Below are 14,653 nucleotides of genomic sequence, written 5' to 3'. Positions count from 1 at the left end.
TCTGCCCATGGTGAGGCAGAAGCCGCCTCGTTGGGGGGCAGTTGCCGTCATGGTGCTGCCCGCGTGCCTCCGTTCAGACCCTTGGCGAGACGCGACGTTTCGCCAAGACGGTACGTCTCGGTTCGGCGCTGCTACATTCGGAGACATGGCCCAGAAGACCGCTCCTGACTCCACGCGCCGCAGCGAACGCTCGCGCCGCGCGATCTACGACGCCGCCCTCGCCCTCGTCCACGAGACCGGATACGCCAAGCTGACGATCGAGGCCATCGCGGCCCGCGCGGGCGTCGGCAAGCAGACGATCTACCGCTGGTGGCCGTCGAAGGGCGCGGTCCTGCTCGACGCCTTCCTCGACCTCGCCGACCAGGCCGGCGCCGAGGCGAGCGCCAAGGCGGGCCACGAGGTGGTCCAGACCGAGATCACCGACTCCGGGGACCTGGAGGCGGACCTCAAGCACGTGATGCGCGCCACCGTCGACGAGTTCAACGACCCCAAGTACGACGCGCCCTACCGCGCGCTCGCCGCCGAGGGGCTCCTCAACCCCGAGGTCGGCGCCGAGTTCGTGGAGAAGCTCCTCGAACCGCAGCTCCAGCTCTTCGTCAGGCGGATCCGCAAGGCCCAGGAGGCGGGGCACGTCCTGCCCGACGTCGACCCCCGCATCGCCCTGGAGCTGTGGACGAGCCCGCTGGCCCAGCGCTGGATGATGCGCTCGGGCCCCCTCACCCACGCCTACGTGGACAAGCTCGTCGAGTACGCGCTGTACGGCATCACCCCTTCCCGTACGTAATCATGCGGAATGTCGCCCGAGGTTCCTGTCGTCCCGGTCACCCCGGTTGTGAGCTCCGGCCCCCTGAAGCGCAGGATGGTGGGACCATGGGTCATGCTTTCGGCACAACGGCGAGGTGAGGGGCTAGATGGGCGCGGAGTTCGGCAGCCGGTCCGGCGGGCGGAGCAGGTTTTCCCAGTGGTTGCGCCGGCCTCCCAAGGACACGGCGGCGGATGACCGGGCCCGCGAGGACCTGCTGCTCGCCTCCGCGGCGGCCGGTTTCCCGCTCGCCCCGGCCGCGTATCCCTCGGGGTACCGATGTTCGTGCGACCGCGTCGGCTGTCCCACGCCCGCCCGGCACCCGGTCTCCTTCGCCTGGCAGACGCAGTCCACGACCGACTCCGGGCAGATCGAGCGCTGGGCCCGCCATCAGCCGCAGGCCAACTTCATCACCGCGACCGGCATGGTCCACGACGTCCTCGACGTGCCCCTCGACGCCGGCCGTCAGGCCCTGCGGCGGCTGCTCGCCGCGGGCATCGACGTCGGCCCGGTCGCCGAGTCGGACGACGGCCGCGTGCTCTTCTACACCGCGACCCGCGGCACCCCCGAGGACGAGGACGAGTGGTGGCCGTGTGAGCTCGACTGCCACCCCGAGACGATGGACGAGCACCCCGGCCTGCGCTGGCACTGCCGCGGCTCCTACGTCCTCGTACCGCCCGCCACGCTCCCCGGCGACCAGGGGATGCGCTGGGTGCGCGGCCCCGAGCACCCGCTGCCGGACCCGCTGACGCTCCTGGAGACGCTCACCGACGAATGCGCCAGGGTCGCGGGCGAGCCGCAGCACGACACCGCCGCCTGGCCGCTGCGGGGCTGACCCCCGCGGGCGGGCCGCAAGGGGGGCTACTCCCCCTTGGCTCCGGTGAGGCCCTGGATCCGGCCGATGAAGGCGACCTTGTCACCGCCGGACTTCGCGGGGTCGACGACGACCTGGTTCGAGACGCGCTCCAGGGTCACCGCCTGCTTGGCGTCGCCCTTCAGGAGGGCCTTCACGTCCGGGTCGAGCTTGAGGTCGATCCCCTTGGCCGGCGTCTGCTTCTCGTAGTGGTGCGTGGAGAAGAAGACCATCGCGTCACCGTCCTCGGTCCGCAGCCCCACGGGAGCGAACGTTCCGCCGTTCATCGGGTAGTCGAGGTACTGCACGCCCACCCCGAGACGCTTGGTGTTGCGGTCGCGGAGCGTCTTCCACTTCGTCGTGTGCGGCCCCGGCTCGAAGACGGAGCCGCCCGACTTCAGGAACGCCGTGTACTCCTTGCCGAGGTCCTTCGGTGCCACCGCGAGAGCCGCGTCGCCCGCCGCCACCGGCACGGCCCAGCCGTCCTTGTCCTTCTTCAGCTCGGGCACGTCGTCGGGTGCCACGAGGTTCAGGTAGGACGCCTCCCAGAGCTGGTCGGGACCGCCCTTGGTGAAGACCAGGAGCCAGCGCATGTCCTCGCGGCGGTTGGCGCGCGTGTCGGCGACGAACCAGCGGGGCCAGCCGGCCTTCTTCGGGATCGCGTACTTCACGTCCGTCAGCTCCAGCGGCACGTGGTTCTTGTTGCCGTCCGGGTTCTGCACGCTCCGCGCCTTCAGGCCCGCCTGGTTGATGGCGCCCAGCGGACCGGTGATCCGGCCCGCGTCCAGCGCGGGGTCCAGCTCCTTGTCCGCCTTGTTGTACGCGGCGAGGAAGTCCTTCAGCGCGCCCCGCGCCTCGGCCTTCGTCGCCGCCGGGACTATCTCCCGCTCGCCGTGCACCGTCACGCAACCGGTCGCCGTCATCACCAGGGCGGTCGCCGCCACCGTAGCGACCGGAAAAGTGAGGCCGTGCGGCCCGCGCACCTTACTCATGGAATCCCTTCACCTTCGCCCTACCCGGGCCCGAACCCTATCGGGGCCCGCGCGGGCACCGGCGGCGGGTCGCGTGCTCGGCGCGGACGCCCGGCGGGTCTGGTGCTTCAATGCCCGGGTGACTGAACGAATCGACGCGTCCGGCGGCTTCGACGTCCTGCGTGTCTTCTACGGGCCCGACGGCCGGCACGGCAACGAACTCGGTGTCGTGCGCGACGGGGACCGCCTGGGCGCCCGGGCCGACCGCCAGGCGTTCGCGGCGAAACTCGGCTTCAGCGAGACGGTGTTCGTCGACGACCCCGAGCGGGGCGTCATCGACATCTACACCCCCACCCTGCGGCTGCCCTTCGCCGGCCACCCCTGCGTCGGCACGGCCTGGCTCCTGGACGTGCCCGAGCTCGTGACCCCGGCAGGAGTGGTGGAGGCCCGCCAGGACGGCGAGTTCACCTGGATCTCGGCCCACGCGCGGTGGGCCCCGCCGAGGACGCTGTGCCGGTACGCGAGCGCGGCGGAGGTCGACGCCCTGGACGTGCCGCCGCCGGGGGAGTGGATCTACGCCTGGGCCTGGGAGGACGAGGCCGCGGGGCGGGTACGCGCGAGAGCGTTCCCCGGCCGCGACGACGGCATCACCGAGGACGAGGCGACAGGCGCGGCGGCCCTCCTCCTCACCCACGAACTGGGCCGCGCCCTCAACATCACGCAGGGCCGCGGCTCACAGATCCTGACGGCGCCGGGCCCGGAGGGGCTGATCGAGGTGGGAGGACGGGTGCGCCTGACCTGATACCCGCGCCCGGACGGCGTCAGGGCAGCGTGAGGATCTCCGCCCCGGTGTCCGTCACGACCAGCGTGTGCTCGAACTGCGCCGTCCGCTTGCGGTCCTTGGTGACGACGGTCCAGCCGTCCTCCCACGTGTCGTACTCGTGGGTGCCGAGCGTCAGCATCGGCTCGATCGTGAACGTCATGCCGGGCCGGATGGTGGTCGTGGCGTGCGGACTGTCGTAGTGCGGGACGATCAGGCCGGAGTGGAAGGACGTGTTGATGCCGTGGCCGGTGAAGTCGCGCACCACGCCGTAGCCGAAGCGCTTGGCGTACGACTCGATGACCCGGCCGATGATGTTGATCTGGCGGCCGGGCTTGACGGCCTTGATGGCGCGGGCGAGGGACTCACGGGTCCGCTCGACGAGCAGCCGGGACTCCTCGTCGACGTCGCCGACGAGGTAGGTGGCGTTGTTGTCGCCGTGCACGCCGCCGATGTACGCCGTCACGTCGAGGTTGATGATGTCGCCGTCGCGCAGGACGGTGGAGTCGGGGATGCCGTGGCAGATGACCTCGTTGATCGAGCTGCACAGCGACTTCTGGAAGCCGCGGTAGCCCAGCGTGGAGGGGTAGGCACCGTGGTCGCACATGTACTCGTGCGCCACCCGGTCCAGCTCATCGGTGGTGACGCCGGGCGCGATGTGCTTCGCCGCCTCCGCCATGGCGCGGGCGGCGATGCGGCCCGCGGTGCGCATGAGTTCAATGGTCTCGGGGGTCTGCACCTCGGGCCCCGTGTACGGGGTGGGGGCGGGTTTCCCCACGTACTCCGGGCGCCTGATGTTGCCGGGTACGGAACGGATGGGGGAAAGCTCCCCGGGTACGAGCAGTGACTGGCCAGACATGCCAGCGAGTCTAGCCAGCCCCGGTGGGGCAGCATGGCCCCGGAGGACGCGGGCGGGTACGAGAGGACGTGAGTCATGGCACTGTTCAAGAAGCGGACGGCCGGCAAGCCGGGCGAGTGGTTCTACTGCCTGGAGCACAAGAAGGTCGAGGAGGGCCCGGACTGCCCCGGCAAGGACCGCATGGGCCCCTACGCGTCGCGGGCGGACGCGGAACAGGCGATGCGGACCGCCGCGGAACGGAACCTGGAGTGGGAGAACGACCCGCGGTGGCACGACACGGCCGGGCGGGGCGACGAGGAGTAACCCCACCGCCGGGCCGCCCCACGGCTGCGCCTGCCCGCCGTGGCTACGCCGTGGGGGCTCGCCCCGAGGCTTCCGCCCGCTCCCGGCGGAGCCTCGCGTCGGGGTCCGTCGTCGCGTCGTAGGAGATGAGGCGGGGCAGGGCCGCCGCCAGCACGGCCACCGAGGCCACGCAGGCCAGGCCGCCCGTCCAGATGGCGGGGCGCGTGCCGGTCCAGCCCGCCGCCGCGCCCGCGCGCATCTGGCCGAGCTGCGGGCCCACGCTGTACGAGAGCACCTCGATGCCGGCCAGCCGGCCCCGCAGCTCGTCCGGGATGGTCTGGTTCCAGATCGTGGAGCGGCCGAGCCCGCTCAGCATGTCGCCCGCGCCCGCGAGCACCAGGCACCCCAGCACCAGCCACACGTCGCCGGTCCAGCCCGCCGCCGTGATCGCCAGGCCCCACCCCGCCGCGCCGAACACCACGAGCAGCCCGTGCCTGCGTATCCGCGACGTCCAGCCGCTGGTCAGGCTGAGCAGCAGCGAGCCGACCGCCCCGGCCGCGTACATCAGCCCCAGCGCCCACTCCGCGTCGAGTTCGTCCGCGAGGAACGGGAAGATCGTGTTCGGGAAGGCGAAGAACATCGCCGCCATGTCGATCGCGTACGTGCCGAGCAGGACCGGCCGCGACCACGCGTACCGCGCGCCCTCCGCTATGCCGCGCAGCGACGGCTTCTCCGCGTGGTGCGCGGCGGGCGCGGGCGAGAGCCGGGTGCACAGCAGGACCGAGGCCGCGAAACCGGCGACCGTCACGGCGTACGCGCAGGCGTGCCCGGCGTACGCGACGACCAGGCCGGCGAGCGAGGGCCCCGCGATGGCACCCACGTTCCAGCGCAGCGAGTTCAGCGCGGCGGCCGCCGTCAGCTGGTCGTGCGGCACGATCCGCGCCATCAGCGAGTCGAGGGCGGGCCGCTGGAGCCCGGAGAGCGCGGCGACACCGGCCGCGACGACGTAGAGCGGCCAGAGCATCGGCTCCGGGAGCAACGCGTTGACCAGCAGGAGCATGGCCAGCAGGTCGAGCGCCGCCTCGCTCAGGAGGATCACCTTGCGGCGGTCGGCGGCGTCGGCGAGCGCGCCTCCGTAGAGCCCGAAGACGATCAGCGGCACCAGCTCGACCGCGCCCATCGCACCCACCGCGAGCGGCGAGTCCGTCAGCTCCTTGATCTGTAGCGGCAGCGCGACCATCGCCATGAAGCTGCCGAAGTAGGTGACGAGCCCCTGCACCCACAGCAGCCGGAAGTCCCGGGTGGAACGCCAGGGGGAGAGGTCGGGCAGGATCGTGGAGAGAGGCACGAAAGCTCATGCTCGGCGCCGCCGGGCACCCCGGGCAACCGAATTTCCGCCGGTCATCCCGCCCGTGGACCGCGGTCTACCACCGCGTCGGCGGCGGTGACGTCAGCTGGTCCGCGAGGCGTGAGAGCCGGTCCCGCAGCCGCCGGCGCCCCCGCGCCTCGGGCAGCGCGTTCTCCCCCGCCGCCGCGCTCACCAGGTGCTGCACCGTGTCCAGGTCCAGGTCGGGGTCCTCCGGCACGGCAAGGGACTCGTGCGAAAGGGCGGCCAGGTCGCGGTCCCCGGAGCCGAGGGCGAGGACCGTGGCGCCGGCCCGCCGCGCGTCGTGCACGCGCGTCAGCAGCTCCCCGTCCGGCGCGTCCGGCGCCACGACGAGCAGCGTCTCGCCGCGCCGCGCCGCCTCGATCCTGCCGAGCCCGGTCGACAGATGCGCCGGGTCGGAGGCGAGGACCCGGTGGCGCACCAGCGTGGGGGTCAGTTCCGGCGTACCCGACCAGGCCGCCTCGTCCACCAGATGCGCGGCGAGGTGCCAGGGCTCGTACGCCTCCGTGCCCACGAGGAGCAGCCCGCCGCCGTGCGGCACCACGCCGGCGCGCAGCGTGCCCGCGAAGCGGCGGGTGGCGCCGAGCCACTCGGTCCCCGCGAGCACTTCGCGCAGCAGCGCGACCCGTACGGCGTCCATGGCGTCGCATCCTGCCCCAACGGTTCAGTGTTGATCCGGAGTTCACCCGGAATTCCCTCGTGGTGGGGAAAGCCGGAGGATGACTGTTGAGACATCTGTTCCCTTCCGGGCCGGCCGTGAGGGCTACGCGAGCTTCCGCATCCCCGCCGTCGTCACCACCGCGTCCGGCACCGTCCTCGCCTTCTGCGAGGGCCGCGTCGGCTCGCAGGAGGACTTCGGCAACATCGACGTCGTCCTCAAGCGCTCCACGGACGGCGGCCGCACCTGGGGCCCGCTCCAGGCCGTCGGCAAGAACGGCGACGACCTCGCGGGCAACCCCGCCCCCGTCGTCCTCGACACCGGCCGCGTCCTGCTCGTACAGGTACGCAACGCCGCCGCGGCCACCGAGGACGCCATCCGCCGCGGCACGGTCTCCGCCGCCGCGGGGCGGCGCGTCTGGGTGCAGCACAGCGACGACGACGGCCGCACCTGGTCCGCCCCGCGCGAGATCACCGGCCAGGTGAAGAGACCGAACTGGCGCTGGTACGCCACCACGCCCGGCCACGCCATCCAGCTCACCGGCGACTCCGGGCACCCCGGCCGCGTCGTCGTCCCCGCCAACCACTCGCTCCCGCCGGCCGGCCGGGACAACGGCACCGAGGGCAAGTACAACGGCGGCCACTGCCTGCTCAGCGACGACGCGGGCCGGACCTGGCGCATCGGCTACGTCGACGACAACACCAACGGCTACGTCAACGTGAACGAGACCACCGCCGCCGAACTCCCCGACGGCCGCCTCTACCTCAACACCCGCAACGACTCACCGGCCCCCGGCAACCGTGCCGACGCCCACTCGCGCGACGGCGGCCAGACCCTCGTCAAGCCGTTCCGCCCGCAGGCCTGCCTCACCGGACCCGTCGTCGAGGGCAGCGTCCTGCGGCTCCGCGACCCCGACGCGCTGCTCTTCTCCGGACCCGCCGACCCCGGGTTCCGGGCCCTGATGACCGTGCGCCGCAGCACCGACTCCGGCACCACGTGGCAGACCGCCCACACCGTCGACGGGCTGCCCGCCGCGTACTCCGACCTCGTACGCCTCGACGAGGACACCGTCGGGCTGCTCTACGAGACGGGGGACTTCTCCGCGTACGAGACGATCACGTTCCGGCGGATTCCGCTGGGGGAACTGGTGTAACCGCGTAACCAGCCGTGACCGGTAAGTAAGGTCACCCCATGACCTCTACAGACAGTGCGCAGAACGCCCCCGCGAAGGCCCCGGCCAAGGACCCCTGGGAGCTGCCCGACGTCTCCGGGCTGACCGTCGGCGTCCTCGGCGGCACCGGTGACCAGGGGCGCGGCCTCGCCTACCGGTTCGCCCGCGCCGGACAGAAAGTGATCATCGGCTCCCGGGCCGCGGACCGGGCGCGGACGGCCGCCGAGGAGCTCGGCCTCGGTGTCGAGGGCGCCGAGAACGCGGAGTGCGCGCGGCGCAGCGACGTCGTGATCGTCGCCGTGCCGTGGGAGGGCCACGGCAAGACCCTCGAAGCGCTGCGCGAGGAGCTGAGCGGCAAGCTCGTCATCGACTGCGTGAACCCGCTCGGCTTCGACAAGAAGGGCGCCTTCGCGCTCAAGCCCGAGGAGGGCAGCGCCGCCGAGCAGGCCGCCGCCCTGCTGCCGGACTCCCGCGTCACGGCCGCCTTCCACCACCTGTCGGCGGTGCTGCTCCAGAACCCCGACGTCAAGGAGATCGACACCGACGTCATGGTGCTCGGCGAGAAGCGCGCCGACACCGACGTGGTGCAGGCGCTCGCCGCCCGCATCCCCGGCATGCGCGGCGTCTTCGCCGGACGGCTGCGCAACGCCCACCAGGTCGAGTCCCTGGTCGCCAACCTGATCTCCGTCAACCGCCGCTACAAGGCGCACGCGGGCCTGCGGGTCACCGACGTGTAGCCACGGGGCCTCGGGCCTTCTGGTGCAGGGTGCGGGGCGCGGGCGGGCATGGGGAACACATGGGGGACACTGGACGGGTACGTCCGCAATACGCCCAGGCGCCCGCGCCGCACCCGACAGGAGCCGACCCCCATGCCCCGCCTCGCCCTCTACGCCCTCGTGGTCTGTGCGCTCGCCGTCGTCGCGGCCGTGATCTCCTTCGCGCGGGGCAGCTGGCTCGGCGTCGTCTGGGTGCTGCTCGCGGGCCTCTCCTCGAACATGGCGTGGTTCTACCTGCGCCGCGCCAAGGCCGAGCGCGACGCACGGCGAGCCGCGGGCGTCACGGCCTAGAAGGCCGGCCTCGGCGGTACCTCCTGCGAACCCTCCCAGAACCGGTACAGCTCCCGGCCCCAGTACGTGTCCCACTCCTCGACGCCGAGGGCACCCAGGACCGCGTCGATCGCGTCGAAGAAGGCGGCGTTGACCGACGGGATGAACAGGATCACGAAGACCGCGATGAGCCCGAACGGCGCGATCGGCTCCACCTGACGGCGGATCTTGTACGAGAGCCAGGGCTCGATCACGCCGTAGCCGTCCAGGCCCGGGATGGGCAGGAAGTTCAGGATCGCGGCCGTCACCTGGAGCAGCGCGAGGAACGCGAGGGCGTAGCGGAACGCGTCGGGGACGCCGTCCAGGGCGTCGAGCCAGAACGGTGCCGTGCAGATCACGGCGAACGCCACGTTCGTCAGCGGGCCCGCCGCCGAGATCAGGCTGTGCCGCCAGCGGCCCCGGATCCGGCCCCGCTCGATGAAGACCGCGCCGCCGGGCAGGCCGATGCCGCCCATGATCACGAACAGCACGGGCAGCACGATGCTGAGCAGCGCGTGCGTGTACTTCAGCGGATTGAGGGTCAGATAGCCCTTCGCGCCGATCGAGATGTCGCCGCTGTGCAGGGCCGTGCGGGCGTGCGCGTACTCGTGCAGGCAGAGCGAGACGATCCAGGCCGCCGTCACGAAGAGGAACACGGCGAGCCCGGGATTGTCGGCGAAACCGGTCCAGGCGGCCCAGCCCGAGACCGCCGTGACGGCGGCGATCCCCAGAAAGACGGGGCTGATCCGCCGGTCGCTGCTGCGGGCGGGTGCGGTGGTCATGGGGCGAGCTTAAAGGGGGCGCGAAGCGCCCGCGACGGTCCACCCCGCGCACTGATACCCGGGCAGCGTGTATCCGGCCCCCTCAGCTGATCCCGTCTGAGCTCATCGGACGAGGGCTCGTGATCGCCTTGATCCAGGCCTCCAGCTCGGCCATGCGGCGGACATCCGGGCGCGGTTGGTGCCACTGGTTCTGTGGAATCTCGACTCGTCGTGCGACCGGGCAGGCGGCCATGAAGTCGCCGAACTGGTGATCACACCAGGGGGGAACCCATGCCCCGGACCGGCAGAGGAACACTGCGCTGAAAACTACGTCGCGCGCCTGCCCGTCGTCGATGACCATGCTTACGGGGATCAGGGGGTGCTCACTCGGCCGCCTCATGGACTCACGCCACGGCGGGAAGTGCACGAAGACCTGAGAGCCGTTCCAGTAGTGGGCGAGCAACCAGTTCTCGGCGTTGATCTGCCCCTTGCTCTGCCACTCCTCGAACGTCCGGTGGTTCTGGGGGTAGCCGCAATCATGGTGGGCGTCGTACAGATGTACCGCCTGCCAGGGGCCTTGACCCCCCAGGTTGGACGGGAAGAGGTGGCCTGCCCATGCGTTCGAGTCCGCGTAGAAGAGGGTGGCGCCGGGGTCGATGTCGAAACGGCTCCAGAAGCCCAAGAAGCCCTGACAGTGGGGCAGCGCAACCCCTGCCTTGATGAAGGAGCGAATCCGCCGAAGCCAGATCGCTTCGACGTGCACGGCGTCTTCAGCGACGGGCCACGCGTACAGCTCTGGGTGCTCGCCGAGCGGGGCGCCGGCCGTGGGAGTCGGAAAGAAGAAGTCCCAGTCGACCACTAGGAGATTCATGCACGACCTTACGGAAGGGAGGAGTCCCCCGGCCGCTGACGGCCAGGGGACTCCGTTCGGGGAGTGAGTCAGGAGGGGTGGCCGGGGGAGCCCGAGCCGCCGCCGCCGTCGCCTTCCTCGATGTCGGTGTTGTCGGTGTCCTCGTCGCCGCGGACGGTAGCCTTCCTGCTGAGTGCTTCCTTGAGTGACATGGCTGCTGCCTTTCTCTCGGGGGCAGAGGGCGACATCCCTCGGCCGTACTGCACTTGCGACCCGTCCCCTGGTCCGACTCGTGACGTCCATGACCAGGGGGCGGGGACCTGGCAAACCCATCCCGGTCCCGAGGGGGGCGCGACGCCGGGATGGGAGCTATGAGGCGGGACGCGTGTCCCGTTCCTGCTGGTAGCCGCGTATGTACTCGCGGGCGAATGCGCAGCATGCTGCGCAGGCGAAGGCTGGTGCCTCCCGCCCATCACTTTCGACGGGGCCGATCCACACCACCTGAAGTCCGTCGCGTCGGCACAGGAAGCACCAGCCCGTGACGAGTGGTCGGCGCGTCATGCTGCGGGGTCCTCCGGGGCGGGATCTTCCTGGGAAGCCTTGATCGCCGCTCGCATGGCATCCAGTTGCCGAAACAGCTTCCGTTGGCTGACGTGTCGACACCACCACTCCTCAACGCGCCAAGCCGCCGAGCGCAGCCGCTCGAACAGCGTCGGACGCGGAGGGTTGAGAATCCGCTGAGTGTTGCGTTCCCGGATGGTGAGTGGCGCCTTCGGGCGATGCTTCCTGGTAGGCAACGTCAGCCCCTCTGCGGGAGATCAACAACGGTGATGTTCCGCAGTTCGCGGACCAGTTTGGTAGCCAGGACCGCCCTCAGACCCGGATCGCCGTACGGCAACATCGCATCCGCGTCTCCGGTCCGCCATCCGGCCGTGGTGCGTTGGTAGGGGGTCCCGGACACACCCCAAAGTCTCGGCTTCTTGACCCTGAGAGCGATGAAATCGGGGCTGAACGGGCACTGTTCCACAGCCTTGGGCGCGTGTGCGTCGCACAGCGGCGGTTGAGCGGTCCGGGAGCCCTCTGGCCACGTAGGCGGATCCCAGGGCTTCCGCCAGTCGAAGAACAACCAGCCTGCCTTGTTGCGGCTTGCCGGGTATCCGCAGACCTGGCAGTTCATCCCGTACATGCAGATGTACTGCCGGGCCGGGTGCATGCTGTCGAAGATCGGCCTTCCGGCGTACGGAGAGTGGGACATACGAGCCCACAGGACCCCAGCGCCATCGCGGTCGGTTTTGCGGGGGGTGCCTCTGTAGGCAAGACGCGGCTCGGGCGTCGGCTCGATCGTCAGGTCCGTTTCCAGGCCAGGCAACTCACTGTTCCACGCAGCGACGAAGGGGACGATTGACGGCCTGGCTTGGGATTCACCCATTACTTCCCCCACGTTGTGGGGCAGGCACGGTAACCAGTTCAGCCCGGACAATCTTCCCCCACGGGCGGTAGTCCGTGCTCCAGCGCTCTGCATACGCTTCAACGAGGAACAGTCCGCGGCCGGAATCGTCTTCGTCACCCGCGCGACCAGTAACCGGTGCCTGGCGCGACCTGTCGCTGACAGAGATGCGCACACTGTTCTCGCCGGTCCGATCGACAACAACCCGCATGAAGCGGCTGCCACTGTGCGTGATGCTGTTGCTGACCAGTTCCGAGACAACGAGTTCGCTGTCCTCGATGAGGCTCCCGAGGTTCCACGTCTCCAACGCCCTACGGACCAATCGACGCGCGGCGCCGGCGGACTGCTTTATGCAAGGCAGTGTTTCGCTGTAGCCAGGGGCACCAGTCGCGTTCGGTTTGGTCATGGCCATGGTCACGGGGCATCCCTCCGGAATGTTGAACGTCCGTCCCGACAGGGGAGCGAGGCGGGGACGTTCTCCGCCAATCACCGTGGCCCGTCCGTGGACCGGCAGCGGTGAGGTCACGAACGTAGAGGCTTCCGGAAGCAACCTCCAAGCAGATTGCGCGAGTTTGCAGCACGGTCTTTGCGGGGGATCGAGTGCCTGCCCGACCATGGGGAAGCGCAAATCGGCGCAAGCAAGGGGACAGGGGAGTGACCATGAAGCTACGGTTCCTTGGTACGAACTCGAAAGAGGGGGACTGCCCCACTCTGTACGCAACCGACCGGGACACGTATCTCGTTCAGGGGTGGAGGATCTACGCGAACGACCTGCTGATGCAGCTCACCCTTCGCGAGGGCGAGACGGCCGTGGAGGTGCCCACCGAGCTGTTCGAGCACCTGGAGAAGGACGGGCTTCCCGCCGGGGAGTTCAGGCGCCTGGAGGACCCTCTTATGGTCCTCACTCCCGGAGGTACGTACGTTGTGCAGGGGCGGGAGATGACTGACGCCGAGGCCCTGGCACAGATGAGGATCCCGGACTACGAAACCGTGGTCGAGGTCTCCAAGGCCGCGATCGCCGTGCTACTGGAGGAACCGCGTGGAGTTGATCTCCAGCGCCGAGCGCAACCGGCTCTTTGAGAGCTTCGCGCACGATGCTTTCCACCTTGAGCTGAGGGATGACTACTCAGTCCCTGCCGAGGCCGGCCCGTACAAGCGCTGGCTCCGGACGGGAAGCGCGGACGACTCGTTCATGTCACCGTGGACTCAGCTCATGAAGCGCGTCACCGGCTCGGGGAGAACCGTCCGCCGGGTGCGGGTCGTCACTGAACCGCACAGCTCCTACATCCAGTACGAGTACGCCACCACCGGCACCAACCTGGAGGCCGGCGAGTCCATCAGGTGGCTGCCACGGCACAAGCTGCCCAGCGAAGTCACCCTTCCCGTGGACGGGAATGACTGGTGGCTGTTCGATGACCGGCTCCTGGCTGTGGGTCACTTCGATGAGCACGGCCGGGTTATGGGCTCTGAACTGATCGACGCCCCCGATACCGTCGCCGAGTGTGTACGCGTACGGGACCTGCTCTGGAGTTTGGCCATTCCCCACCGCGAGTACAAGCTCTGATCGTTCCGTGAACAACCAAGCACAAGAGACGCGAGAGGCGCTGGGGGCCCGGCTGCGTGGGTTCCGGAAGGATGCGGGATACGCCAGTGGCCGGGCCTTCGCCGCTGCCACTGGCTGGCAGGAGTCCAAGGTCTCTCGAATCGAGAACGGCAAACAGAACGCATCTGAGGACGACATCCGCGTCTGGTGCCGACTGGCAGGGCGCGAGACCGAGACTGAGGACCTGATCGCGATACTCCGCCACATCGATGAGCTGTGGATGGAATGGCGCCGGATGCTTGAGACCGGGGCAGCGAAACGCCAGAAGAAGTCTCTGCCCTTGTACCAGAAAACCAAGGTGTTCCGAATCTGGGACCCGAACATGGTGTGGGGCACCATTCAGACCTCCGCGTACGCCGAGAACATCTTCCGGCAAGTATCAGCCTTCCATGAGACGCCGGCCGACACCGAAGCGGCCGTGGCGAGACGCCTCGAACGGCAGCAGTACCTATACGAGGGAAACCGGATCTTCAACGTTCTCCTTGGTGAGCAGGCTCTCTATTCGAACCACGGCGGCTCGGAAATCATGAGGGCCCAACTCGACCGCCTGATGTCCGTGATAGCGCTCCCGCGGCTCAGTCTGGGCATCGTTCCACGGGACGCACCCCTCGACCTTTGGGGCGGTCACGCCTTTTCGATGTTCGACGACAAGCTCGTCATGATCGAAACGTACTCCGCCGAGATTTCCGTGACTCAGCCCAGGGAAATTGAGCTTTACCGCAAGGCGTTCGAGCTTCATCGGCAGCGTGCCCTTTATGGGCAAGCCGCTAGAGAACTCATACTGACTGCTGTCGATCATTTCGAACGGACGGGAAGAAAAACCCATGGCTGAAACTCCGAACTGGCGCACCAGCAGCTACACGATATCGAATGACTGTGTTGAGGTAGCTGACAACGACCCCACAAAGGTCCTCGTCCGGGACACGAAGGCGCGAGAACGCGCGGCCCTGGCCGTGCTGCCGGCCTCCTGGGCTCAGTTCGTGGAGTACAGCAAGACTGCCGTGACCTGAAGTGCAGCCCCGTTTCGAGGAGGCCCGAAGCGGTGCGCGGGGCGGTTCCCGCGCGAGGGGCCGTCGAGTGCGGTGGGAGGCGGCTCGGGCGGTG

Annotated in this window: 20 protein-coding genes; 11 read left to right on the top strand and 9 right to left on the bottom strand. The window is 69.5% G+C overall.

Translation table 11 applies throughout. The features are described 5' to 3' along the window. Nucleotides 1-145: 145 nt before the first annotated feature. Nucleotides 146-784: a TetR/AcrR family transcriptional regulator gene (locus ACRAKF_RS12430; protein ID WP_447037063.1), complete on the top strand. Its 639-nt coding sequence runs from the start codon at nt 146-148 to the stop codon at nt 782-784. Between the two features lie 127 nt (nt 785-911). Continuing rightward, on the top strand, nt 912-1,637 hold the full coding sequence (locus tag ACRAKF_RS12425; RefSeq protein ID WP_447037061.1) for a bifunctional DNA primase/polymerase: 726 nt from the start codon (nt 912-914) through the stop codon (nt 1,635-1,637). A gap of 26 nt (nt 1,638-1,663) precedes the next feature. On the opposite strand, the gene ACRAKF_RS12420 is transcribed toward ACRAKF_RS12425, so the two are convergent. Next, a complete protein-coding gene (locus tag ACRAKF_RS12420) occupies nt 1,664-2,647 on the bottom strand; it encodes a hypothetical protein (protein WP_447037060.1) in 984 nt (327 codons plus the stop codon). A 118-nt stretch (nt 2,648-2,765) separates the two neighbouring features. Between ACRAKF_RS12420 and ACRAKF_RS12415 the strand changes: the two genes are divergently transcribed. After that, a complete protein-coding gene (locus ACRAKF_RS12415) occupies nt 2,766-3,428 on the top strand; it encodes a PhzF family phenazine biosynthesis protein (RefSeq protein WP_447037058.1) in 663 nt (220 codons plus the stop codon). A 19-nt stretch (nt 3,429-3,447) separates the two neighbouring features. Here the strand turns inward: ACRAKF_RS12415 and map are convergent, their stop codons facing one another. Continuing rightward, nucleotides 3,448-4,305 (bottom strand): type I methionyl aminopeptidase, encoded by an 858-nt coding sequence (gene map, locus ACRAKF_RS12410; RefSeq protein ID WP_447037057.1) that lies wholly within the window; start codon nt 4,303-4,305, stop codon nt 3,448-3,450. A gap of 75 nt (nt 4,306-4,380) precedes the next feature. Between map and ACRAKF_RS12405 the strand changes: the two genes are divergently transcribed. Next, nucleotides 4,381-4,608: a hypothetical protein gene (locus ACRAKF_RS12405; RefSeq protein WP_447037056.1), complete on the top strand. Its 228-nt coding sequence runs from the start codon at nt 4,381-4,383 to the stop codon at nt 4,606-4,608. A 43-nt stretch (nt 4,609-4,651) separates the two neighbouring features. Here the strand turns inward: ACRAKF_RS12405 and ACRAKF_RS12400 are convergent, their stop codons facing one another. Continuing rightward, nucleotides 4,652-5,935 carry an MFS transporter gene (locus ACRAKF_RS12400; protein ID WP_447037055.1) on the bottom strand — a complete coding sequence of 428 codons (1,284 nt, stop codon included), beginning with the start codon at nt 5,933-5,935 and terminating at the stop codon, nt 4,652-4,654. Nucleotides 5,936-6,011: 76 nt separating this feature from the next. Next, nucleotides 6,012-6,614: a hypothetical protein gene (locus ACRAKF_RS12395; protein WP_447037054.1), complete on the bottom strand. Its 603-nt coding sequence runs from the start codon at nt 6,612-6,614 to the stop codon at nt 6,012-6,014. Between the two features lie 79 nt (nt 6,615-6,693). On the opposite strand from ACRAKF_RS12395, the gene ACRAKF_RS12390 reads away from it, so the two are divergent. The 3 genes from ACRAKF_RS12390 to ACRAKF_RS12380 all read left to right on the top strand — a co-directional run bounded on the left by ACRAKF_RS12390 (nt 6,694) and on the right by ACRAKF_RS12380 (nt 8,870). Then, entirely contained in the window at nt 6,694-7,785 is a 1,092-nt protein-coding gene (locus ACRAKF_RS12390; protein ID WP_447037053.1) for a sialidase family protein, read from the top strand. 38 nt (nt 7,786-7,823) lie between these two features. Then, entirely contained in the window at nt 7,824-8,540 is a 717-nt protein-coding gene (npdG, locus tag ACRAKF_RS12385) for an NADPH-dependent F420 reductase (RefSeq protein WP_447037052.1), read from the top strand. A gap of 132 nt (nt 8,541-8,672) precedes the next feature. Beyond that, nucleotides 8,673-8,870, top strand: a complete 198-nt coding sequence (locus ACRAKF_RS12380) for a hypothetical protein (protein ID WP_447037051.1) — start codon at nt 8,673-8,675, stop codon at nt 8,868-8,870. Here the strand turns inward: ACRAKF_RS12380 and ACRAKF_RS12375 are convergent. From ACRAKF_RS12375 to ACRAKF_RS12355, 5 genes are all read right to left on the bottom strand, one after another. Then, nucleotides 8,867-9,670: a site-2 protease family protein gene (locus ACRAKF_RS12375; protein WP_447037050.1), complete on the bottom strand. Its 804-nt coding sequence runs from the start codon at nt 9,668-9,670 to the stop codon at nt 8,867-8,869. The genes ACRAKF_RS12380 and ACRAKF_RS12375 overlap by 4 nt on opposite strands. Nucleotides 9,671-9,752: 82 nt before the next feature. Next, a complete protein-coding gene (locus ACRAKF_RS12370) occupies nt 9,753-10,520 on the bottom strand; it encodes a hypothetical protein (protein WP_447037049.1) in 768 nt (255 codons plus the stop codon). A gap of 68 nt (nt 10,521-10,588) precedes the next feature. Continuing rightward, entirely contained in the window at nt 10,589-10,711 is a 123-nt protein-coding gene (locus tag ACRAKF_RS12365; RefSeq protein WP_447037048.1) for a hypothetical protein, read from the bottom strand. 587 nt (nt 10,712-11,298) lie between these two features. Beyond that, nucleotides 11,299-11,928: a hypothetical protein gene (locus tag ACRAKF_RS12360; RefSeq protein WP_447037047.1), complete on the bottom strand. Its 630-nt coding sequence runs from the start codon at nt 11,926-11,928 to the stop codon at nt 11,299-11,301. Next, nucleotides 11,921-12,358, bottom strand: coding sequence for an ATP-binding protein (locus ACRAKF_RS12355; RefSeq protein WP_447041948.1), 438 nt, complete (start codon nt 12,356-12,358; stop codon nt 11,921-11,923). Before ACRAKF_RS12355 ends, ACRAKF_RS12360 begins: the two co-directional genes overlap by 8 nt. 248 nt (nt 12,359-12,606) lie before the next feature. Here ACRAKF_RS12355 and ACRAKF_RS12350 point away from each other — a divergent pair, with 248 nt between their 5' ends. Genes ACRAKF_RS12350 through ACRAKF_RS12335 form a run of 4 tightly spaced genes read left to right on the top strand, consistent with a single transcriptional unit; the run spans nt 12,607 to nt 14,559 of the window. Then, nucleotides 12,607-13,026, top strand: coding sequence for a hypothetical protein (locus ACRAKF_RS12350; RefSeq protein ID WP_447037046.1), 420 nt, complete (start codon nt 12,607-12,609; stop codon nt 13,024-13,026). Then, a complete protein-coding gene (locus ACRAKF_RS12345; RefSeq protein WP_447037045.1) occupies nt 12,986-13,510 on the top strand; it encodes a DUF6879 family protein in 525 nt (174 codons plus the stop codon). Before ACRAKF_RS12350 ends, ACRAKF_RS12345 begins: the two co-directional genes overlap by 41 nt. A gap of 7 nt (nt 13,511-13,517) precedes the next feature. Then, nucleotides 13,518-14,381, top strand: coding sequence for a helix-turn-helix domain-containing protein (locus tag ACRAKF_RS12340; RefSeq protein WP_447037044.1), 864 nt, complete (start codon nt 13,518-13,520; stop codon nt 14,379-14,381). Beyond that, nucleotides 14,374-14,559 carry a DUF397 domain-containing protein gene (locus ACRAKF_RS12335; protein ID WP_447037043.1) on the top strand — a complete coding sequence of 62 codons (186 nt, stop codon included), beginning with the start codon at nt 14,374-14,376 and terminating at the stop codon, nt 14,557-14,559. Before ACRAKF_RS12340 ends, ACRAKF_RS12335 begins: the two co-directional genes overlap by 8 nt. Nucleotides 14,560-14,653: the final 94 nt, after the last annotated feature.

Source organism: Streptomyces sp. DSM 118878 (assembly GCF_052936595.1).
This window is presented reverse-complemented; position numbering and strand designations above follow the sequence as displayed.